Raw genomic sequence first — 23,351 nt, 5'->3', positions numbered from 1 at the left:
TTTAATGAAAATACTTTACACATTTTATCATGGCGCTGCATTTGCGTGGAGCCTGGTTCATAAACTTACAGTTCATCCTCAGGATGATGCATATTTGTTAGTTGCAGACGGTTGGGACTGGAAGGTTGGAAGTCCGAATCACTCACTTTTACTTCGTTTTATTCGTGAAGGTGTATTTAAAGATGTGTATACGTACGACAATAGATTGGGACTGGATGGCGATCTATACAGGACACTAGAAGAATCAGAAAGTGCAATAGTTCATGGAATGGATCTGAGACTTTCTAAACAACGCGTTAATATTCTTGATTTTGATAAGATATATTCCCATACCGATGGTGAGGATACAATGGGGATCTATCTTTCATTAAAGAATAAACGATTCTTCCATTTTGAACATGCACCGAATATGTTGAATTTTCGAACAGAGGATTGGATTCGAAATGCATATTCAGCTTCCAGTGGTTATCAGGCTGCTTTGTTAAAGCACAAAACTTTAATAGCAGCAAGTCCCCTGCAAGAATTTGTCTTAAATCCAAACTCAAATCGAGTGAAATATGAGCAAGAAAAAATGGTTGTTTTTGATGCCGAAACAGCAGTTACCCAATTAACGCAAGAGCATAAGGAGTTAATATTAAGTATCTTTGAGTTGAAGAAAAAGAAATTCGACGATAATATTGCGATGCTTCTACTTCAAAGTAACTGGCTTCCCGGTGAAGTGTATAAGAGTAGTGAGTATGTAAATCAGCGCTTCAAACATCATTTCCTATATATGCATTATGCAACACAATGCATGTTAGATTATTATCTGCCGGAAGATACTACTCCTGTCTTAAAGACACACCCTACAATTCCTATTGACCCAACGACTTCAGAGCGGTACTTTAATGGTGTGTTCGCATTTCCCTCGTTATTTACAGCTTTACTGATGAAGCTATTACCCGATGTTAAGCCGAAAAACAAGATTTCGCTGTCATCCACGGTGAATCGTTCGTTTAGTGGGCAGTCAAGCGATATTCAATGTCCAGGAGTATGGCTGTTTCCATTGTTCTATGACAAATTCTTTGTTGTACTTGAGATATTGAGTGAATTTAATGCACTAAATAAATTTGCTAGTAAGGAATTTGAGTCAATAGGGCCTATAGGAAATTTATTTCAGTACAACACATCATTAATGCAAACGGATATTAATAGCATGATTCAAGTTAACTTTAATGGCGTCGAAGAAACCACTGCGATTAAGTTTGCGATTCCACAAATAATGGATGGACAAATAAACGAAAAAGTTGCAATAAACGATTTCGTAATCCTGACGGATGTGTTTGAACAAATGTCACTTGAGGAACTTCACAAACTATCAAGATCAAATTATATTACACGGATTAAAATTAATAAGAGAACGGTAAAGAAAGCAAGTAACGTTATTGCTCCCTTACAAGATGAATATATCTACCTCATTTCTAGAGATGAAAAGTGGCATGATTTAATTAGTACTTATAATACAGTTCGTGTGAATAAGTATGCTGGGGTTTCACTGGAGGTAACGACTGAGAAAGAGATTACGACAGTTAATAAGGTTGAATATTATCCAATAAATACGGTTATTAATCTCATGGATTGCTATCAGAAATTTGGAAAACATTATTACGATAATAATAGAAATGAGATACAAATTGACGGTGAAATCAGTGAAGATGTATACAGAAACATGGAAGCTATCAATATAAAATTTGCTGGGTCAGGGAGTAATAGGATCGTTTTCAAAGATCTTAATTTTACACACGGATGTAAAGGTAACTTTAGGATAGAGGCACTAAACCAATCATCAATTGAAATTGGAAGATTATTATTTGTGAATTACGGAGTGTTAATACATGCAGCTAATGCTTCAATTAAGATAGATGATGATTGTATGTTGGATAATGAGGTTCGCATTCGTGCAATGAACTATCACTCTATATACGAGTATGATGGTACACGATTGAAAAATAAAGATTTGTATATCGGAAAACATGTGTGGTTAGGCTACGATTCGACATTATATGTTGGTGCAAATATCGGCGATGGTTGCGTTATTGAATCTAGCTCTGTTGTCTCGGATTCAGTTCCTAATAACTGTATTGTAACTGGAAATCCTGCCAGAGTTATAAAAGAAAACGTATTCTGGCAATTTACAGGAAGCAGTGAGAATTATTACGATCTACCGAGAAAGATGAGAACAGTTGATGAATTTATAGCTATGTCGATAAGAGAGCGGTAAAGATAAGAAATGATTCTACGGATGTAGCAATAAATAAGGAGTGTATAGAGTGAAAATTGTCGGTGTTATTCCAGCTAGGTACAATTCATCTCGCTTCGTCGGTAAGCCATTGGCAGAGATCCAAGGGAAGCCAATGCTGTGGTGGGTATACCAACAAGTGAAGAAGGTTAATCAACTTGAAGATGTCTATGTTGCAACAGACGATGAACGAATCAGCACTATCTGTGAGCAATACGCGATGAAATATATAATGACTTCTAATCAGCATGGTACTAGCACTGAACGGTTATTTGAAATTGCTCAGAAAGTGGCGGCTGATTATTACGTCTGCATCAATGGTGACGAGCCTCTTATTGATCCAGCTACAATCCAAGCGATTTTACCGAGAAGTGTTGAGAGTTCCGAAATCTATGTGGCGAATCTGATGACAGAGATTAAAAATCCTGTTGAGGTCGTTGATAATACGAATATTAAAGTAACTGTCGATCATGCCGGCAATGCGATGTACATGTCGAGAAGTCCGATTCCTTATCCAAAGGCAAGTATGGACTATACTTATAAAAAACACCTGGGAGTGTTAGTGTACAACTACAAGGCATTGGAGTTCTTCAGCAAGACTAGTAAAAACCAGATTGAGAAAGTCGAAGACATCAATGAACTGCGCTTCATTGAGAATGGTCAGAAACTACGGATGATTGAAGTGTCCGCGGAAACGTTATCTGTGGATACACCGAAGGACTTGGAGAAGGTTATTGCAATTGTACAAGCACGCAACTTTAGTTGATTGAGGTGAATAACACAATGGGGATCAAAATCCTGGACTGTACGCTTCGTGACGGCGGCTATATTAACGATTGGCGCTTCGGTCATTCGATAATCCGTAGCATCATGAACAAGCTAACGCAAGCGCGTGTTGATATCATTGAATGTGGCTTTCTAGAAGACGGCGAATATGATCGTGAATGCAGTATGTTCACGGATGTCGATCAAATAGCGGCCGTGCTTCCGAAAGACCGCGGAAATACCGAGTATGTAGCGATGACGCGATATGGGTTCCTAGATATCGACCATCTAAAATCGTTCGACGGCAATTCGATAAACGGCATTCGCATCACGTTCCACGAGGATGAAGTCGCGGGAGCGCTTGCATTCTGCAAGCAAGTTCAGGAGAAAGGCTATAATGTCTACGTACAACCAGTCGGGACGACTAGTTACTCTGACCAATATTTGTTGAAATTGATTGAGCAGGTTAACGAGCTTCAGCCTTACGCCTTCTATATAGTGGATACGCTTGGACTGATGAAAAAGAATGATCTACTTCGTATGTTCTACTTAGTGGACAACAATCTAAATAAAAATATCGTTCTTGGATTTCATTCTCATAATAACATGCAGCTATCATTCTCCAATTCGCAAGAGTTGGTCGATCTTAACTCCAAGCGCCAAATTACATTAGATTCGTCCGTTTACGGGATGGGTAGAGGCGCGGGCAATTTAAACACCGAGCTGATTACTCAGTATTTAAATGACGTCAAAGATTCGAATTACGACATTGTAAGTGTACTTGAAATTATTGATGACACGATAAGCAAAATTGCCGAGCAGCATTCGTGGGGCTACGCTGTCCCGTATTATCTGGCGGCCATTAACAATTGTCACCCGAATTATGCTTCCTATCTGATGGGACGCAATACTCTTACGGTAAAATCCATAGGCGAGATTCTTGAACGAATCGTAGCAGATCAGCGTGAGCTGTATAATAAAGAATACATTCAAGAACTGTATACACAGTATCAGAAACACCAAATCGATGCAGCTGAAGCCTACGATAAATTAGAGAAGGACTTCCAAGGGCAGTCGATTCTGATCGTTGCGCCAGGTAGTAACTTCAAGAAACAGTCTGCACACATCGAACAATATCGAATTCAACACAATGCTCGCGTAATCTCGGTGAATTTTACAGGAGACTATATCTTGCCAGATTACTGTTTCTTCAGTAACGATAAGCGGTTCCAGCAATACAAAGACTCAAGGGAGAGCAGCGTTCAGCCAGCGTATGAACTCATTCTCACATCAAATATTGAAACGGAACAAGCTGAACATATTCAGCGAGTAAATTATAGCGATCTGTTGAATAATCAGCCGCTCGTGAACGATAATGCGACATTAATGTTGCTTGCGCTGCTCATGAAACTAGGTATTTCAAGGTTGGCAATTGCTGGGTTCGACGGATTCAATGTTATTAAGGACAACTACTCGGAGGACCAGTTGGAGACGTCACTTGAACAGTTGACTATCGAAGAGATGAACAAGCAGATACGAGAAGTTGTACACGCCTACCGCCGTCGAATTGACATTGATTTCATTACGGAGTCGATCTACCAATGATGAGTGTGACGGAGATTCGAACGCTGTTACATGAACTATGTGATCATGTTGTTATTCACCTTCCGGAAATTCAAGCACAGCGATATAACATTACGTTAAAACAAGATGGTACTCCAGTGACGCAAGCTGATTTGTATGTGGAATCACTTGTCGTTGCTTACGTGAAGGAGAGACTTCCACAAATTCGATTCATTAGCGAAGAAGGCTTCAGCACAGATATGAAGTCAGCGGAAGCCAATGAATATTTGGCGGTACTTGATCCAATCGACGGCACGGAGAACTTCTGCTCGGGTTTGGTGGAGTGGGGAGTATCGTTTGGAATATGGTACGGGGAGGAGCATTTAGGAAGTTTTTTACTATTCCCTGAGATGGGAGTGCGCTTGGTTAGCGGAGACGTTATTGAGCCGATTCATTCCAGATTGGTTGGCATATCTTCATCCATCTCGGAATCGGTCATTGAACAATTCAGAGGGCCGCTTCAATATCGGATGATGGGGAGCGCCGCATACAATATCTACAATGTAGCGCGTGGTGCCTTTTCTAAGTTTGTGAATCCTAAAGGGGCGTACGTGTGGGACTTGCTTCCCGGAATGATGTTGGCATTGGAACAGGGATGTACCGTATTCGCTAATGATGAGCCATTTACAGGTGGTTTTCTTGAACCTAACCAGTTATATCGTGTACAAATAATATCGCGTTCGCATTGAACACCGCGAAGTTCTGTAATAAAATCAGGACTTCGCTTGTTTTTCTTTTACGAGTCATGACATTTATTTTGGAGGATTATCCCATGAAAGGCATCATACTAGCCGGCGGGACAGGCTCGCGGTTATATCCATTAACAAAAGTAACGAACAAGCATCTGCTTCCGGTCGGCAAGTATCCGATGATCTTTCATGCGATTGCCAAGATGAAAGAAACTGGGATTCAGGATATTCTTATCGTCACAGGCAAAGAGCATATGGGCGATGTCGTAAGTCTCTTAGGCAGCGGGCGGGATTATAAGCTTAACTTCACTTATAAAGTTCAAGATGAAGCCGGCGGTATTGCCCAGGCGCTTGGCATGGCAGAGCACTTTGCGAACGGTAATCGAGTGCTCGTTATTCTCGGTGATAATGTTTTTGAAGAGAGTATAATACCTTTCGTTTCTTCTTTCTCCGAGCAGCAATCCGGAGCGAGACTACTTATTCAGAACGTCCCCGATCCCCAGCGCTATGGGGTGCCAGAGCTGGACGGAGATAAGATTATCTCTATCGAAGAGAAGCCGCAGACACCGAAAAGCAGCTTTGCAGTGACCGGAATCTATATGTACGATAACCAGGTGTTTGATATCATTCGTACGCTTACGCCTTCTGCCCGCGGCGAATTGGAAATAACTGATGTCAACAATGTCTATATCAAAATGAATCAATTATCATATGATATATTAGAAGGCTGGTGGACTGACGCGGGTACACACGCATCTTTGGCACGAGCAAATGAACTAGCCCGAAATATGAGATTAGGCTTGGAGTTTGGAGAGCCGAATTTGTGAGTTAGGAGGCGTTACGTATTTGAAAGTTACGAATACAGCTCTACCTGGCGTTATGCTAATCGAACCGATCGTATTAGGTGATAGCCGGGGCTTCTTTACAGAATCGTATAGTGATATGAAACTGCTGGAACATGGGGTTAACGTGCGGTTTGTGCAAGACAATCATTCCTTGTCTGCGCAAGCAGGCGTACTTCGCGGATTGCATTATCAGTTAGCGCCCAAAGCGCAAACAAAGCTGGTAAGATGCACAAGTGGCGCCATTTATGACGTTGTTGTCGATATTCGGCAAGGTTCACCGACATTCGGAGAATGGCGAGGATTTATTCTATCGGCATCAAACTTTAGGCAATTGCTGGTCCCTAAGGGGTTTGCGCATGGCTTCTGCACGCTAGTGCCCAATTGCGAGGTTCAATATAAAGTCGATGAGTTCTATTCGGCTGATCATGATCGCGGCATCGCTTGGAATGATCCCACGCTCGGTATTGATTGGCCGATTACGAATCCGATTATGTCCGATAAGGATATGAAGCATCCTGTCCTAGCTTTAGCTGAAACCAACTTCATATTTGAGGGTGACACACCATGAAAGTTTTAGTGACAGGCGGAGCGGGCTTTATTGGCAGTAACTTCATACATTACATGGCTCAGAGACACTCGGAGTACACGATTATTAATGTCGACATGCTTACGTATGCAGGTAATTTGGATAATCTCCGCTCTATGGAAAATACGCCGAATTATCGCTTTGTGAAAGCAGATATCTCCGATCGTTCGGCATTGGAGCCTCTATTTGTGGAAGGTCTTGATGCGGTGATTAACTTTGCTGCAGAATCTCATGTGGATCGCAGTATCGTACAGCCGGATATTTTCGTGAGAACGAATATATTAGGCACTCAAACGCTGCTAGATTTGGCGAAGCAATATAAGGTCTCCAAATTTGTTCAAGTATCCACAGACGAAGTGTACGGAACGTTAGGAGACACAGGCTTGTTCTCGGAAGGAACGCCGCTTGCTCCGAACAGTCCGTATTCCGCGAGCAAAGCAGGTGCGGACCTCATTGTGCGTGCTTATTACGAGACTTTCGGAATGAATGTGAATATCACCCGCTGCTCCAACAATTATGGGCAATATCAATTCCCGGAGAAGCTCATCCCGCTGATGATCCAGAATGCGCTCGAGGACAAATCGCTCCCGGTGTATGGGGATGGCTTAAACGTTCGGGACTGGCTGTATGTGGAGGATCATTGCAGTGCCATAGATCTTGTTCTTCACAACGGCAAGGCCGGTGAAGTGTACAATGTCGGGGGCAACAATGAACGCAGCAATATTCAAGTGGTACAGCGGATTCTTGGTGAGCTAGATAAGCCGGAGTCGCTCATAACGTTCGTGGAAGATCGTCTTGGCCATGACCGGAGATATGCCATCGATGCGCAGAAGATCCGTTCCGAGCTGGGTTGGACGCCGAAATACGATTATGAGTCCGGTATTCGGTTGACGATCCAGTGGTACTTGAGTAACCGTGAATGGTTGGAGCGAGTTCGTTCCGGTGCTTATCTCGGTGATCAATCATGAAGACAACGATGAAAATTCTCGTTACCGGAGCGAACGGCCAGCTCGGACAGGAGCTCGTTCGTCTCCCCGTCTCATCTGATCTTCAACTGATTGGGCTAGGGCGCGATCAGTTGGATATTACGAATGCAGAGCTTTGTCGTGAAGTCATAGCGCATTATCGGCCCGATGTAGTGATTCATTGTGCTGCTTATACCGCTGTGGATAAGGCAGAATCCAAACCGGACGAGGCTTTTCGCATTAATAGAGAGGGTACTCGCAACATTGCATCGGCAGCGAAGGAGTTTCATGCAAAGCTGTGTTATGTGAGTACGGATTATGTATTTGATGGCAAAGCGAATACGCCCTATTCAGAAGAAGCTGTGGTCAATCCGCAGACCGTCTATGGCGAATCGAAGCTTGCCGGAGAGCAAGAAGTTAGCGGACTGCTAGCCTCCCATTTTATCGTTCGGACATCGTGGGTGTTTGGCAAGTACGGCAACAACTTCGTCAAAACGATACAGAAGCTTGCAAGCGAACGTGATCACCTGCAGGTCGTGAGCGATCAAGTTGGCTCGCCTACGTATACGCTTGACCTTGCTAAGTTCTTAATCGAGCTTGTTCAAACAGAGCATTACGGGACGTACCACGCCTCGAATACAGGATCTTGTTCCTGGTTTGAGTTTGCTCAGGCGATCTTGCAAGAGAGTGGATTATCGGCTGTAAAGCTTAATCCTTGCACGACAGCACAGTTTCCGCGTCCTGCCGCTCGGCCGGCTTATTCCATCATGAGCCATTCAGCTATTGAACGCCGTGGATTTAACGATCTGAGGCCTTGGCGGGAGGCATTAATTCACTATTTAGAGGATGGGAAAATATGATTGGGGCAGCAAAGTGGCCAACTGTTAGTGTATGCATAGTTACGTTTAACAGCGGCTCAGACATTGCTGCATGTCTGGACGCTGTTTTGTTGTCATCGCATCCTATTGCAAGCATCGTCGTAGTGGATAACGCATCCTCTGATCAGAGCTGTAGTGTTGTGCGACAATATGAAGGAAAAGTGCTGCTAGTCGAGAACGAGCGCAACGTGGGATTCGCAGAGGGTCAGAATCAAGCGATTTCCCACACGATTTCAGACTACGTGCTTGTTCTTAATCCCGATGTTGTCGTAAGCAAGACCTATATCGAATGCTTGGTCAAGGCGATGGAGCATGATAAACGAATTGGTAGCGCAACCGGTCAGCTTGTGTTAAGTGCCGATCCGACGGTCATTGACAGTACGGGTATTGAGCTCGGGAAGACAAGGCGTGCATGGGATCGCGGGAGTGGAGAGCCGGCATCGGCATGGAGCACATCAGGGGAATTGTTCGGGGTTTCCGGGGCAGCTGCTATGTATGCCCGCCGAATGATAGATGATATCTTGATAGATGGTCAGTTTTTTGATGAAACCTATTTTGCCTATAAAGAAGATGTGGACGTTGCTTGGAGAGCTAGACGGCTTGGATGGAAGGCTTATTACGCAGCGAATGCGAAAGCGGTCCATCAGCGAGGCTGGAAAGAGGGGCGGCAAAGCCGCAGACGTATACCTCTATTTATCAGGAGGCACTCATATCAGAACCGTATCTTTACCATAATCAAGAATGAGGAGATTAACACGGCATTCTGGTTGAACCTTCCGAGATTGCTGGCACTAGAACTGCTTCAACTTGGTTATATTACGCTGCAAGAGCCTGGGCTATTAAAGTGTTGGGTTAATATTGTTGGAGCTTTACCGCGCTTAAAGCGGCAGAGGCGTGAACTCAGAGCTAGAGCTAACAAACAAAAGTTGGAAGATTAATTAAATATTAGTTTGGTATAGCCTCCTTCTTTTGATACAATATTGATAGTTTCGTCAAATTTTGTACTATAGCAAGGAGGTTTTAGTATTGATTCGACAGAATCAGCGTTTTCTGACGCAAATCTATGTTATAGCAGATCTGTCATGCTCGTTGCTTACTTTTCTCCTCGCCTATTGGCTGAAATTTAATAGTGGTCTATTCCATCATCAATATTCGCTACCGTTCAAAACCTATCTCCTGTGGGCGACAGTATTCTCGTTTGCATCGATTCTGATCGGTTTCTACGTAAGGTTCTATGCACCAAGGCGGAGAAAGAACTTTTCTTACGACACGATGAAGATTATCCAAGTGCAAGGGCTCAGCTTCCTTGGGCTGCTTAGCTTGCTCTACATTGCGAAGGAAGTACATATCTCTCGAGAATTCTTGGCTATTTTCTTATGTATCAATGTGATTTGTTTGACCATCTACCGATTCGCTGTCAAACAAACGCTGTTCCGCCTGCGTCGCAAAGGCTTTAATAAAAGATTCATCCTCATCGTTGGTGCCGGAGCTGTCGGTCGCAGCTTCAACAAGAACATCAAGATGCATCCGGAGCTTGGCTATGAAGTGATCGGGTTCTTGGATGATTTTCAAACGGAGCATGACCGAGAGTATGGCTATTTGAAGCCAATCCTTGGAACTGTGGATGACTTGGACACGGTGATGGGCCAAAGGACGATCGATGAAGTCATTATTGCATTGCCTTTGAAGGCGCATAAGAAGTACCCGCGAATTATTGACCAGTGCGAACGCGCAGGTGTCAAAGCGCTAATCATTCCGGATTTCTTTGACCTGCTACCGGCTCGTCCGTTCTTCGATAATTTTGCCGGTATTCCGCTCATAAATGTTCGGGATGTGCCGCTTGACGAGCTGAGTAATCAAATTCTGAAACGGATCTTTGATATCGCCTTCTCGCTTACCGCGATTCTCATTACTTCTCCAATTCTGCTTGGCATCTATATCGGCATCAAGCTGACTTCGCCCGGTCCTGTTATTTTCAGACAGGAGCGGGTCGGCCTCGATCGTCGAACGTTCCATATGTACAAGTTCAGATCCATGCATGTGTTTGAACAGGCGACCGCGGATACGCAGTGGACGGTGGAAAACGATCCAAGGAGAACGCGTTTCGGGTCCTTTCTGCGGCGGACAAGCCTAGATGAGCTTCCTCAGTTCTTTAACGTATTGGTCGGGCATATGAGCGTAGTAGGTCCGAGACCAGAGCGGCCGTATTTCGTCGACCAATTCAAAGAGGAAATTCCCAAATATATGGTGAAGCATCATATTCGTCCTGGCATAACAGGCTGGGCACAGACGAACGGTCTGCGCGGCGACACGTCGATTCATGACCGGATCGTGCATGATATCTTCTATATTGAGAATTGGACATTCTTTTTCGACCTCAAAATTATCGTGAAAACCGTGACGAAAGGCCTTCTAAACAAAAATGCATACTAGTCCCATACCACAGCAAGCACGAGTGTCCGTTATCATTCCTACTTATCAGGCAGGACCTAACTTTAAACAACTTCTCCAAAGGCTGCAGAGCCAATCTCTGCAGCCTTATGAAATTATTGTGGTTGATTCCAGTTCAAAGGACGGAACAGCTGAGATCGCCCGTCAGGCCGGTGTACGCGTCTTTACGATTAAGCAGTCCGAATTCGACCATGGTGGTACGCGCAATTGGGCGGCAGAGCATGCAACAGGTGATATTCTTGTCTTTATGACCCAAGATGCCTGGCCGGCAAATGAGCGTCTGCTGGAAGAGCTCGCAGAGATGCTAATGAGGAATCCAGATATGGCCTGTGCATACGGCAGGCAATTACCTAGGGAAGATGCGACGGTAATCGAGGTGCTCGTCCGGCTAAACAATTATCCGCCGGAGTCGTCGGCCAAGAGTAAAGTCGATATTAATGCGCTCGGCTTACGAACCTTCTTCTGCTCCAACGTCTGTGCAGCCTACCGTATGGATATGTTTAACCAGCTTGGGAAATTCGATGCGCCGGTCATATTCAATGAAGATATGTTCTTCGCTGCCCGATGTATATTGAACGGTTATAAAGTCGGTTACTGCGCAGATGCGCAAGTGGTCCACTCCCATAACTACACGCTGAAACAGCAGTTCAAGAGGTTCTTTGACAATGGCATATCCATGAAGAGAAACGCCTGGATCATGCCCTATGCTGCCGTGGGAGGCGCCGGAATGCAACTAATAAGCACGCAGCTGCGTTATCTATGCAGAGAGCGGAGATGGCTTTGGGTGCCGCGCGTGTTCACGGAAGCAGCTGCGAAGTTTCTGGGCTTTCAACTAGGGAAGCGATACGAGATGCTGCCGAAGGCGCTTTGCCGCCGCTTCAGCATGCATCCGAACATCTGGCTGAAGCTGAACGCCGACTAGAGGAGGAGACGCACGATGAAGAAATGGATTCTAATAGTGGGGATCATCGCCCTGCTAGGCTTCGGGGGCTACAAGTACGGATATCGATTCCTTGAGAATAAGGTAATGGACCAAGTGGCCGATCAGGTGCTGAATTCAGCGGAGGTAAACAAGCTGCTGGATGATCCTGAAGTGAAGAAGATGATCGAGAGCAATTTGAATGAGGAGCAAGTCAAGAGCTTGCTTGGAGAAGCGGCTGATCAAGCGGAGCAAACTGCGGGCCAAAAGCAAGCAAACGGTAACAGCACGGATAACATCAACAATGGTGTAAGCGAATCGCCGGCAACCAAAACCATGGTGGTAAAAAATAAAGACGAAGCCATGAAGTTGATTATGAAGAAGTTCTCGATCGGAGAGCTGCGTACGATGGCGTCTAAAGTGAATAAGGGAATGACCGAGCAAGAGAAAGAAGAAATGAAGAACGAGATCATGTCCAAGTTCAGTACAGACGAGCTCGATTCTCTAAAAATTATTGCGTTGCTTGAAGCGAAGAAAAATTAAGCAATCGCAAGTATTTTGAGACCTAAGCATTATGGATATTGCATGAAAACGCTTTAATTTAAGCGCTTTCAACAGCAAACGGCGGATTTAATATATTTTTTAAGGAAATTTAAAGATTTCAGCAGGAATTTGATCAAATTTGTCGTATTATTAACTTTACTTAAAAAATTGGCACTGCCGTTCTCATTTTGCGTTTGAAGAGGAGCTTAAAGAAATGGACGTTCGATCCTTCCAATTAGCTGATTATCGGCCTGTTACGGAACTGCTGGAAACTGTTTTGACGGAGCAATGCTATGAACAAACGATGGAAGCATTTGCCCGCCAGTTGTCTTGGGACAGCGAGCTTGTACTTGTCGCTGCTGACGGTGAAGAAATCGCTGGCATCATTATCGGGACCATTGATAATGGCCGCGGCTATTACTATCGTCTTGCGGTACATCCGAACTATCAACGTCAAGGAATCGGCAAGAAGCTGATCGGTTCGCTTCGCGGGAAGTTTGAAGGGCGCAACGTTTCAAAAATTTTAGTAACAGCGGACGAGCACAACGAGCCTATACTTTCTCTCTATGAATCGCTTGGATACGCGGCTACTGATTTCTTCCGTTCTTTCCAAAAATTAAGCATAGTGACCGGCTAAGTTTTCATCGTCATATGTGAAATGGACAAGCATATCTGGTGCGTCATTGATTTTGGCGAACAGATATGCTTTTCTTATAGTAAGAAAGTACCTCTCTAGGAGTAATACGCTTATGACAACGTATCGTCCCTGTGTAATCAAGAGTTTCAAAAATAACGGACATCTTCACCGCATGTGGCTCGAGAATTGGCAGGTGCCGAGCGAGCTGCTCTCGCCTGAGCACGCTGCCGAAGGGATGCATGTCTTCATTAATCGCCAGACCCCGATTCAGGAAGCAGACGGAAAGCAGTGGATCAGCCGGGTTCCGGCGGTTTCTTTTTTTATCCCGGGCGAGTGGTTTAACGTGGTCGGCCTGCTTGAGGAGCATGGCGTCCGCTACTACTGCAACGTCGCTTCACCTCTGTTCTTCCAGAACGATGTGCTCACCTATATTGATTATGACCTTGATGTCATTGTGCCGCGCGGCGGCAAGCCTCAAATCGTCGATCAAGAGGAATATGAGCTGCATAAGATTGCCTATCATTATTCGGAAGAAGTTAACCGAAAAGTAATGGAAGGGCTTCAGGCGCTGCTTAGCCGGATTGAGAGCGGACATGCTCCGTTCAATGACGAGCTGATTTTGGCCTATTTCGAAGCGTGGAACAAACAAATAGGCGAGGTGTAGCGATTAGATGTATGAAGGTCCGCAATTGGAAGCGAAATCGCCTCAGGCTGTAGAAGATGCGCCGATTGGGCCGCGTAAACGGAAAGGCGCGTCTGCCAAGCGGCAGAAGCCTGCGCCTGCGGAAGCTAAGAAGGACAAGCCGGGCCGAGCTGCGAGAGGGGATAAGGGCAATTCGCCTTGGGTCGCCGAGCTGCGGAGCTGGTTGCTAACGCTTGCAATTGCGGTGCTAATTGTCTTCGGCATGCATATCTTTGTATTTAACCTCTCTACCGTGAAAGGACAGTCGATGGAACCGACCTTGTATGAGTCGGAGTGGCTGTTCGTCAATAAATTCGCGTTTCTGACCGGTTCGCCTTCGCTAGACGATGTTGTCATTCTGAAGGATCCGGCGGAAGGAGAAGGGCGCAAAGAGTATCTGGTGAAACGGATTGTCGGCATGCCGGGGGATACGATTGAAATCCGCCAAGGCCAGCTATATCGGAATGGCCAGCTTGTCGTCGAGCCTTACACCGATACGGAGATCGAAGACCTCGATTACGGTCCTGATAAAATCAGTAGCGACCATTATTTCGTGATGGGCGATAACCGGCATGCGAAGGCGAGCCGAGACAGCCGCGTCTTCCATGCGGTGCCGCGCTCTTCGATTGTCGGGCGGGCAGATTTCATTGTTTGGCCGATCGCAAGGTTAAATCATTTGTAACAGGAGGCTTCTCGTTTGGACAGCAGCATGGATTGGAATCAGTTAAAAGAGGATATGAAGGCTGCTGCTGCGGAGCTTGGGATTGATAAGATCGGCATCGCTTCTGCTGCGCCATTCACTCAGCTGCGGGAGCGGCTCGAGCGGCATCGGGAGCTTGGCTATGAGTCTGGCTTCGAGGAGCCGGATCTCGCGAAGCGGACGGAGCCGGAGCTGTTGTTCGACGATCCCCAATCGATTATTGCGATTGCGATCGCCTATCCGTCGAAGCTGCAGGACCCGCCGAAGTCGGAGCCTGGAGCAAGACGGGGCATTATCTCGCGCTCCGCTTGGGGCGAGGATTACCATTCGGTCTTGCGGGAGCGGCTGCGCCGGCTGGAAGCTTGGCTGCTCGTCCGCGTGCCGGAAGCTCGCTTCCTTAGCATGGTCGACACGGGAGCGCTGTCGGACCGCGCCGTTGCGGAGCGTGCCGGCATAGGCTGGATCGGCAGCAACTGTTCGATTATTACGCCGGAGTGGGGCTCTTATGTCTACCTTGGCGAGATGATTACGAACCTGCCGATTCCGCCGGATGCGCCGCTCACAGAGAGCTGCGGCAGCTGCACCGCTTGCATCGACGCGTGTCCGACCGATGCGCTTGTAGGGCCAGGGCAGCTCAATTCGCAGCGATGCATCTCCTACGTCACGCAGACGAAGGGGATTGTCTCGGATGAGCTGATGCGCAAGATCGGCAACCGGTTGTACGGCTGCGATACTTGCCAAGTCGTCTGTCCGGAGAATAAAGGCAAGAATGCAACGCATCAGCCGGAGCTTACGCCGGACAACGAGAAGGTGAAGCCGCTGCTTGTGCCGCTGCTTGCGATGGGGAACCGCGAGTTCAAAGAACGCTATGGCGCGAGCTCCTCTGCGTGGCGCGGCCGCAAGCCGATCCAGCGCAACGCCGTTATTGCGCTGGGCAATTTCAAGGATGCAAGCGCCATTCCTGCGCTTGCGGAAGTTCTGCAAGGCGATCCGCGCTTCGAGCTGCGGGCGACTGCGGCTTGGTCGCTTGGCCGCATCGGCGGCGCGGCGGCGGATGAGCTGCTTCGCGCTGCACGGATTCGTGAGCGGGATGAAGCGGTCATTGAGGCAATTGATGGCGCGCTGGCAAGCGATACTGCTTCGATATAACCATCTTTGGGGAGAGGTCAACAACATGAAATATGTCGATATGGAAGCAGTCGAGTCCGGCGATGTTCTCGGCAAGACGATCTACGCAGTCAACGGTCAGGTGCTGCTGTCAGCGAATATTCAGCTGACCGTTTATATGATTAGTACGCTCAAACGTATCGGCATCACGAATATCTATATTAAAGATGCCAGCATGCCGGATATCGAAGAGCAGGAAGAGATTTTGTCGGAAGAGACGAAACGGGCGATTATTAAGCAGATGTCGGAGACGATGGATGCTATTCGCTCTGGCAAGGACTTCAATTCCCGTTCTGTCAGCCTGGTTATCGACGACTTGCTCGATGAGGTTATCCGCAACAAGGAAGTGCTCATCCACCTGAACGATATTCGAACTCGCGACAACATGGAATATTTGCATGCCATGAACGTATGCATGATGTCGACGCTGCTCGGTGTCGGCTTGCATCTGAACCAAATCCAGCTGAAAGAGCTCGCAATCGGCGCATTGCTGCATGACGTGGGCAAGCCGGATCTTGAGCTGGTTGAAGGCGATGTTGAGCCGAAGCGCCATACGTGGCGGGGCTTCGAGCTGTTGAAGGCGAAGCGTGAATTCAGCCTGCTCATCGCGCATGTAGCGTTCCAGCATCACGAGCATATCGACGGCACTGGCGTGCCGCGCGGCCTTGTCGGAGAGCAAATTCATCTCTACTCGCGCATCGTGGCGGTTACGAATACATATGATAATTTGCTCCAAACCGGAAGCGCAGAAGGCGGTCCGCTGCTGCCTCATGAGGCGTGTGAGCGGATGATGGCGATGTCCGGAACGATACTGGATCATGAGATTCTGACGCAATTTATGCGTTCGGTATCCATCTATCCAAACGGCGTGTCGGTGAAGCTGTCGACGAGGGAGACCGGCATCGTTGTCGGTCAGCACCGCGGCTTGCCGGGCAGGCCGATCGTCCGTCTCCTTGAGCGTGAGAGCGCTCGGGAGAATGACAATGTCGAGAGTCGCGAGATTGATCTCGCGAAGTATACAACGGTGTTTATTGAGCAGGTGCTGGGCTAGAGTTGACGTTGGCCGCCTCCTGCGCTGTGTTAAGGGGTGAGCGCGATCGCATTCGGAGTTAAGCGTGAAGAGTTGAACAGCTGGAAGAAGCGAGTGGCAAGTGGAGAAATCGCGTTCATCACGCACTACTGGCATGAGCCGCGGTGGGATGGCATCACGACCGTCACGAAGGTTGGCTGCAGCAATGTCGCGAAGCTCGAAGCCTGGTGCCGCACCCAAGGGCTCGACCCGGCATACATCCACCGGAGACAGCCGTTCCCGCATTATGATCTTATCGGCCGTAAGCAGCTCGAGATCTTGCGCCGCGAAGGGTATGAGGATCAGATTGCGCGGTTCAAGCTGGATGAATAGATGAATATGTTGATTGTCGCAGCACAGTGGAGGTTGAATCCGCTGTGCTGTTTTTTTGTTGTGGGGAGAGGGGAGATAAAGAGTGTCCCTCAGGGATACACATTGAAGGAAATGCGGAGAATTCGGAGCAAGAGTATCCCCCAGTGACACACATTGGCGGAAATGCGGTGAATTCGGACCAAGAGTATCCCCTAGTGATACACATTGGAGGAAATGCGGTGAATTCGGAGCAAGAGTATCACCCAGTGACACACATTAGCGGAAATGCGGTGAATTCGGAGCAAGAGTATCACCCAGTGACACACATTGGCGGAAATGCGGAGAATTCGGAGCAAGAGTATCACCCAGTGACACACATTGAAGGAAATGCGGAGAATTCGGAGCAAGAGTATCACCCAGTGACACACATTAGCGGAAATTTGGTGAGAGGAGGCACGAGTAGGCAGTGTGTAACCAAAGAAGCTGGTCTGCTGGACCTCTTTCAGGGAACTTGCTCATGTCGAGCTAATGTAGCCGATCTGATGGACCTCATTCGCCGAATATGCTCATTTCGAGCCAAAGAAGCCGATCTGCTGGACCACATTTGCCGAATATGCTCATTTCGAGCCAAAGAAGCCGGCCCACTGGACCTCTGGCACTGAATTCGCTCCCGCGAGCCCCCCTTATACTCATCCACTTCTAGACTCCCCGCCAATTCCAATCCTCCACCAAGCAAAATCATCATAGTTCTAAGGATTCATCGCTTTATGTCGAATGATAGGAATATAGAATCATTTTCGACCAATAGACCTACTTTTCGATAAATATAGCGCTTTCAATTCCAATTTCTGTCTTTAAACGACACAGTTGGTGTGATATTATCCCTCTAGATTCGATCACCTTTAAGGCTTTGCGACCATATGTCCGGCGGAATTGGTTTACAAACGATAAGTCTTCCGGCTTGACGTGCATAAGCAGCTATTCATTCCATTCACTAGAAGGTGATTAATATGTCAGGTAATTTGGCGCCTGACTCGCTCCTCGAAATGTACATTTTCGAGACGGGCGGGCTGACGGAACAACTGGAGCATGCGGCATTGTCGCTCGAGAAGACAGAAGATTTCCCGGCAAGCGCGATCAACGAGATTTTTCGAATTATGCACACGATTAAAGGCTCCTCCGGCATGATGGGCTATACCGGCGTGGCTTCGCTCGCTCATGCGATCGAAGATGTGTTCGCCCACCTTCGTTCCGGGACGAGTCCTCCTCCATGGAGCACCTCGCATGTGACGGATCTGCTCTTCGAGAGCATCGACTTTATGAAGACGGAGCTGGAAACGGTCAAGTCCGGCAGTACGCCATGCGGCGATGCGGCTGATCTGATCGCCCGCTTGCACCGTCTGCTCCATGCGATAACAATAAACGATGAGAATGCTCTGCTTCCGTCTACCGCGGAGCAGTTGTTCTCTTATCAAGCCGTCATTCATTTTGAGAACGGCTGTGAGATGGAGAACATTCGCGCTTACAATGTTATGCACCAGCTTCAGGATATCGCTGCAACCTGCACATCCACCCCCGAGAATATCATCCAGCACCCTGACGCAATGAAATGTATTCGTGAACAGGGCTTCACGGTACACATCCAATCGAGCGCTTCCTATGATGAGCTCCACACACACCTCATGAGAACGATTTTCTTATCCAAGCTTGAACTGACAACGCTTGAAGAAGCAACCAATATGGCGGCCGCAGCATCCGAGACAGCCTCAGCATGTGACCAAGTCGAAGCTGCTCCTGGGTCCATCCCTGAGATCCACTTAGGGGCATCCTCAGCATCGTGTGCAGCGCCAGAATCGCAGCAACAGCCTGCTGCCGCTAATACATCGCCCAGCAAAATCAGCGTGCAGATCAGCAAGCTGGACAAGCTGATGGATCTCGTAGGCGAGATGGTTATCGCTGAGGCGATGGTGACGCAGAACCCGGATCTCGCTGGCCTTGAGCTAGAGCATTTTGGCAAGGCGGCCCGTCATCTGCGCAAGATTACCAAGGAGCTGCAGGACGTCGTCATGTCCGTGCGCATGGTTCCTCTCCAAGCGACTTTCCAGAAGATGAACCGCATCGTCCGCGATATGAGCCGCAAGCTGGACAAAGAAGTCTCGCTTGTCCTGATCGGAGAGGAGACGGAAGTCGACAAGACGGTCGTGGAGCAAATATCCGACCCGCTTATGCACATTATGCGCAATGCGATGGACCATGGGATTGAACCTTCGGACATCCGCCTCGATACAGGCAAGCCGACCATTGGCACAGTGACGCTGGAGGCGAAGAATGCGGGCGGCGACGTCCTCATCATCATCAAGGATGACGGCAAAGGACTCAGCAAAGAGAAGCTGCTTCGCAAAGCGGTGGACAATGGATTGCTTCATCGCCCGGCGGAGGATCTGACGGATAAAGAGATTTACCAGTTTATTTTTCACCCCGGCTTCTCGACCAAGGAGCAAATATCCGAATTCTCCGGCAGAGGCGTCGGCATGGACGTCGTTACGCGCAACATCGAGTCGATAGGCGGCTCCGTCTCCGTCGATAGCAAGGAAGGAGAAGGAACGACGGTTACGCTGAAGATTCCGCTGACACTTGCGATTATCGACGGCATGATTGTCAAAGTCGGCACATCACGCTACACGATTCCAACCTCGGTGATCAAGGAGTCTTTCCGACCTGCGGCACGTGAGCTCATTATGGACCCGGATGGCAACGAGATGATTATGGTTCGCGGGCAATGCTATCCGATTCTGCGCCTGCACCAGCATTACAAGGTACAGACTGAAGTGACTGATTTCACGCAAGGCATCCTCGTCATGGTGGAAGATAAGGAGAAGGTGCTCTGCATCTTCGCAGACGAGCTGCTCGGCGAGCAGCAGGTTGTCGTGAAGCCGCTCCCGGCGTATGTCCAGCGCATGAAGCGAATCGAAGGGCTTAGCGGTTGTACGCTGCTTGGCGATGGGAATATCAGCCTCATTCTGGACGTAGGAGGTTTGCTGCAAGCTTAGAAGCGAGTCAGGTAGACACGACTACTACGAGAAGGAGAGAGCGTAATGTCAGAGAGCACGTATATGGACCTTGCCACTGCCGAGCAGGAAGAGGATACGCAGAAAGGGAAGTTCTTGACCTTTCAAATCGGCAACGAAACCTACGGTATCGAGATCCGTTTCGTCACTGAAATTATCGGGCTGCAGCCCATTACGGAAGTGCCGGAACTGCCGGAGTACATTAAAGGCATTATCAATCTCCGCGGCAAAATCATTCCTGTCATGGATGTTCGCCTCCGCTTCGGCAAGCCATTCCGAGAGTACAATGACCGGACCTGCGTCGTCGTCGTGGACTGCGGCAATTTGTCAGTCGGCCTCATTGTCGACAGTGTTGCCGAGGTGCTGACAATCGCGGATGAAGAGATCGTACCTCCGCCGGATGTAAGCAAAGGGCGTAATAAATATATCAAGGGCATAGGTAAGGTCGCCGGAGAAGTGAAGCTGCTGCTGGATTGCAATCGGCTACTGCTGGAAGACGTTATCGAAGAGCTGGCGCAATTATAAAATCAAGATCTAATCCAGGGGGCAGAGCGTATGCGCGAATACATGTTTAGTTCATTGAACTTCAAGTACATATCCGGTTTTCTTGCTATGTTTGTCATTACATCAGCGCTCCACCTGCTAGAAGTTCAAGACATCGTAGTCCTCGCAGTGGGCGTTGTATTCGCAATCTTACTAAGCTTGCTGTTCTCAAGCACGTTCATCAAGCAGATGAAGAGTCTCATCACTTCGGCACAGGAGATGGCAACAGGCAATGCGAACGTTGAAATAAGCAGCAAAGGCGGAGGCGAGATTCGTGAACTGTCCGCGGCACTGCGGCTTATTGCAGACAACATGCAGGAGCAGACGGAAGCGGCATCCCGCATTGCGAAGGGCGATCTGCAAGTGAGTGTGACGCTGAAGTCAGATCGCGACATTCAAGGCAAGAGCTTGAATCAGATCGTAGAAGCGCTGCGCGAGCTCATTGCGGAGATGAACAACATGTCGAGCGAGCATGACGCTGGCGATATCGAGGTTATTTTGCCAGTTGAGAAGTTTAGCGGTGCTTATAAAGTAATGGCGCAAGGTGTCAACGATATGGTGAACGGTCACATTACCGTGAAGAAGAAGGCGATGGCGGCTGTAGCATCCTTCGCGGATGGCGACTTCGACGCTCCGCTTGAGCGCTTCCCGGGCAAGAAGGCGTTCATCAATGACAACGTCGAGAAACTGAGAACGAATGTGAAGCAGTTTATAGATTCGATGAACAATATGTCGATGGAGCATGATGCAGGCGATATCGACGTTATTATTCCGGTGGAGAAGTTCGAAGGCGCATACCGCGTCATGGCGCATGGCGTGAACGATATGGTGAAGGGCCATATTACGGTGAAGAAAAAGGCGATGGCGGCAGTGGCTTCTTTCGCAGACGGTGATTTCGACGCTCCGCTTGAGCGCTTCCCGGGCAAGAAGGCGTTCATCAATGACAACGTCGAGAAGCTGAGGACGAATGTGAAGCAATTTATTGATTCGATGAACTATATGTCGATGGAACATGATGCAGGCGATATCGATGTCATCATTCCAGTGGAGAAATTCGAAGGCGCGTACCGCGTCATGGCGCACGGCGTGAATGAGATGGTGAAGGGTCACATTGCGGTGAAAAAGAAAGCAATGGCTGCTGTTGCCGCCTTCGCTGAAGGCAACTTCGAAGCGCCGCTGGAGCGTTTCCCGGGCAAGAAGGCGTTCATCAACGATAATGTGGAGAAGCTCCGCACCAATTTGAAGAATGTAAATCTTGAGATTAACAAGCTTATCGGCGCATCGCAGTCGGGACGCCTCAGTGAACGCGGCGACGTATCACGCTTTACTGGCGACTGGGCAAGCATGATGCAAGGGCTGAACGGTCTGATCGACGCCATTATCGAACCGATTCAAGAGGCATCCGCAGTGCTGGAAGAGATGGCGAAGGGGAACCTGCAGTCCAGCGTGAAGGGCGATTATAAAGGCGATCATGCCAAAATCAAAAATGCGCTAAACGACACGCTCAGCACTCTGTCTGGCTATGTCAGCGAAATCTCCGAAGTGATGACAGAGATGGCAAGAGGCAACATGGATGTAGGCATCGACAGCGAATACCGCGGCGACTTTGCGTCGATCAAGCGTGCGCTGAATCATGTTGTTCAGTCGTTCAACTCGCTCCTGCACGACATTAACGGTGCGGCGGGACAAGTGGCTTCCAGCTCGATGCAAGTGTCAGGCTCGGCGCAGCTGCTCTCGCAAGGCGCAACGGAGCAAGCGAGCTCGGTCGAGCAGCTGACGGTTTCCCTGGAGGAAATCGGCGTACAGACGAAGCGCAATGCCGAGAGCGCGGCTGAAGCGAGCGACCTTGCCGTAAAGGCGAGACTGAATGCTGTGGGTGGCAACGATCACATGCAGCATATGCTGAAGGCGATGGACGGCATTAACGAAGCCTCCGGCAATATTTCCAAAATCATTAAAGTCATCGACGAGATTGCATTCCAGACGAATATCCTCGCGCTGAACGCTGCGGTCGAAGCGGCACGAGCAGGCCAGCATGGCAAAGGCTTCGCCGTGGTAGCGGAGGAAGTTCGCAACCTTGCCGCTCGTTCGGCGAATGCGGCGAAAGAGACGACGGTGCTGATTGAAGGCTCAATCAAGAAAGTCGAGGACGGCACGAAGATTGCGAATGAGACGGCGAGCGCGCTGAACAAGATTGTGGAAGACGTCGCGAAAGCAGCCGATCTGGTCGGCGAGATTGCCGCTGCTTCAAGCGAGCAGGCGACAGGCATCACGCAAATTAATCAAGGCATCTCCGTCATCTCGGAGGTGACGCAGACGAACTCGGCAACGTCCGAGGAGAGCGCTGCAGCAAGCGAGGAACTGTCCGGTCAAGCCGAAATGCTCAAGGAAATGGTTGGCCGTTTCAAGCTGAAGCGAGTGGATATGGCGATGGCTGCGAGCTTCCGTGATGAGCGGTATGAGATTGAACGGGCAAGTGGTGGCGAGCCTATCCCTGCCTATGCCAAGTATGATCGCGTCCGCCAATCGGCTGTCTATACGGGTCGTTCTGATGCAGCAGCAGCTTCTGCTGGAAGCGCAATTAAGATCGCGCTGAGCGACAGAGAGTACGGCAAATACTGATGAATAAGC

The 23,351-nt window shown here is 48.3% G+C and carries 21 protein-coding genes and 1 pseudogene; all 22 read left to right on the top strand.

Annotated features, from left to right (window positions below):
* The first annotated feature begins 4 nt into the window (after nucleotides 1–4).
* Nucleotides 5–2,260: an acyltransferase gene (locus AC0YNX_RS14485; RefSeq protein WP_475816393.1), complete on the top strand. Its 2,256-nt coding sequence runs from the start codon at nucleotides 5–7 to the stop codon at nucleotides 2,258–2,260.
* A gap of 49 nt (nucleotides 2,261–2,309) precedes the next feature.
* On the top strand, nucleotides 2,310–3,044 hold the full coding sequence (locus AC0YNX_RS14480) for a 3-deoxy-manno-octulosonate cytidylyltransferase (protein ID WP_475816392.1): 735 nt from the start codon (nucleotides 2,310–2,312) through the stop codon (nucleotides 3,042–3,044).
* Between the two features lie 17 nt (nucleotides 3,045–3,061).
* A complete protein-coding gene (locus AC0YNX_RS14475) occupies nucleotides 3,062–4,648 on the top strand; it encodes an aldolase catalytic domain-containing protein (RefSeq protein WP_475816391.1) in 1,587 nt (528 codons plus the stop codon).
* Complete coding sequence (locus AC0YNX_RS14470; protein ID WP_475816390.1) at nucleotides 4,645–5,355, top strand: inositol monophosphatase family protein; 711 nt, start codon at nucleotides 4,645–4,647, stop codon at nucleotides 5,353–5,355. Before AC0YNX_RS14475 ends, AC0YNX_RS14470 begins: the two co-directional genes overlap by 4 nt.
* An 83-nt stretch (nucleotides 5,356–5,438) precedes the next feature.
* A complete protein-coding gene (locus AC0YNX_RS14465; RefSeq protein WP_475816389.1) occupies nucleotides 5,439–6,182 on the top strand; it encodes a sugar phosphate nucleotidyltransferase in 744 nt (247 codons plus the stop codon).
* A 19-nt stretch (nucleotides 6,183–6,201) separates the two neighbouring features.
* On the top strand, nucleotides 6,202–6,768 hold the full coding sequence (gene rfbC / locus AC0YNX_RS14460) for a dTDP-4-dehydrorhamnose 3,5-epimerase (RefSeq protein WP_475816388.1): 567 nt from the start codon (nucleotides 6,202–6,204) through the stop codon (nucleotides 6,766–6,768).
* On the top strand, nucleotides 6,765–7,754 hold the full coding sequence (gene rfbB / locus AC0YNX_RS14455; protein WP_475816387.1) for a dTDP-glucose 4,6-dehydratase: 990 nt from the start codon (nucleotides 6,765–6,767) through the stop codon (nucleotides 7,752–7,754). The genes rfbC and rfbB overlap by 4 nt, the downstream gene beginning before the upstream one ends.
* A gap of 8 nt (nucleotides 7,755–7,762) precedes the next feature.
* Nucleotides 7,763–8,611, top strand: coding sequence for a dTDP-4-dehydrorhamnose reductase (rfbD, locus tag AC0YNX_RS14450; protein WP_475816757.1), 849 nt, complete (start codon nucleotides 7,763–7,765; stop codon nucleotides 8,609–8,611).
* Entirely contained in the window at nucleotides 8,608–9,567 is a 960-nt protein-coding gene (locus AC0YNX_RS14445) for a glycosyltransferase family 2 protein (RefSeq protein WP_475816386.1), read from the top strand. The genes rfbD and AC0YNX_RS14445 overlap by 4 nt, the downstream gene beginning before the upstream one ends.
* Nucleotides 9,568–9,655: 88 nt before the next feature.
* Entirely contained in the window at nucleotides 9,656–11,062 is a 1,407-nt protein-coding gene (locus tag AC0YNX_RS14440) for an undecaprenyl-phosphate glucose phosphotransferase (protein WP_475816385.1), read from the top strand.
* A 22-nt stretch (nucleotides 11,063–11,084) separates the two neighbouring features.
* Entirely contained in the window at nucleotides 11,085–12,002 is a 918-nt protein-coding gene (locus AC0YNX_RS14435) for a glycosyltransferase family 2 protein (RefSeq protein WP_475816384.1), read from the top strand.
* A gap of 15 nt (nucleotides 12,003–12,017) precedes the next feature.
* A complete protein-coding gene (locus AC0YNX_RS14430; RefSeq protein ID WP_475816383.1) occupies nucleotides 12,018–12,542 on the top strand; it encodes a hypothetical protein in 525 nt (174 codons plus the stop codon).
* A 214-nt stretch (nucleotides 12,543–12,756) separates the two neighbouring features.
* Entirely contained in the window at nucleotides 12,757–13,179 is a 423-nt protein-coding gene (locus AC0YNX_RS14425; RefSeq protein ID WP_475816382.1) for a GNAT family N-acetyltransferase, read from the top strand.
* A 112-nt stretch (nucleotides 13,180–13,291) separates the two neighbouring features.
* Entirely contained in the window at nucleotides 13,292–13,843 is a 552-nt protein-coding gene (locus AC0YNX_RS14420; protein ID WP_475816381.1) for a DUF402 domain-containing protein, read from the top strand.
* A gap of 7 nt (nucleotides 13,844–13,850) precedes the next feature.
* Nucleotides 13,851–14,543: a signal peptidase I gene (gene lepB, locus AC0YNX_RS14415; protein ID WP_475816380.1), complete on the top strand. Its 693-nt coding sequence runs from the start codon at nucleotides 13,851–13,853 to the stop codon at nucleotides 14,541–14,543.
* Nucleotides 14,544–14,570: 27 nt separating this feature from the next.
* Entirely contained in the window at nucleotides 14,571–15,710 is a 1,140-nt protein-coding gene (gene queG, locus AC0YNX_RS14410) for a tRNA epoxyqueuosine(34) reductase QueG (RefSeq protein WP_475816756.1), read from the top strand.
* Between the two features lie 25 nt (nucleotides 15,711–15,735).
* The gene (locus AC0YNX_RS14405; protein WP_475816379.1) at nucleotides 15,736–16,779 is read left to right on the top strand and encodes an HD-GYP domain-containing protein; all 1,044 of its coding nucleotides are present in this window, start codon (nucleotides 15,736–15,738) and stop codon (nucleotides 16,777–16,779) included.
* A 45-nt stretch (nucleotides 16,780–16,824) separates the two neighbouring features.
* Nucleotides 16,825–17,130 carry a hypothetical protein gene (locus AC0YNX_RS14400; protein ID WP_475816755.1) on the top strand — a complete coding sequence of 102 codons (306 nt, stop codon included), beginning with the start codon at nucleotides 16,825–16,827 and terminating at the stop codon, nucleotides 17,128–17,130.
* A 989-nt stretch (nucleotides 17,131–18,119) separates the two neighbouring features.
* On the top strand, nucleotides 18,120–20,159 hold the full coding sequence (locus AC0YNX_RS14395) for a chemotaxis protein CheW (protein ID WP_475816378.1): 2,040 nt from the start codon (nucleotides 18,120–18,122) through the stop codon (nucleotides 20,157–20,159).
* Nucleotides 20,160–20,204: 45 nt separating this feature from the next.
* On the top strand, nucleotides 20,205–20,702 hold the full coding sequence (locus AC0YNX_RS14390) for a chemotaxis protein CheW (protein ID WP_475816377.1): 498 nt from the start codon (nucleotides 20,205–20,207) through the stop codon (nucleotides 20,700–20,702).
* Between the two features lie 30 nt (nucleotides 20,703–20,732).
* Nucleotides 20,733–21,026, top strand: a pseudogene (locus tag AC0YNX_RS14385) (hypothetical protein); the annotation flags it as partial.
* A 6-nt stretch (nucleotides 21,027–21,032) separates the two neighbouring features.
* Nucleotides 21,033–23,342 carry a methyl-accepting chemotaxis protein gene (locus AC0YNX_RS14380; RefSeq protein WP_475816754.1) on the top strand — a complete coding sequence of 770 codons (2,310 nt, stop codon included), beginning with the start codon at nucleotides 21,033–21,035 and terminating at the stop codon, nucleotides 23,340–23,342.
* The last annotated feature ends 9 nt before the right edge of the window (nucleotides 23,343–23,351 follow it).

The sequence above is a fragment of the Paenibacillus sp. J31R98 genome, assembly GCF_056269245.1.
Note: the sequence above shows the minus strand (reverse complement) of the source record. Positions and strands in the feature narration are given on the sequence as shown.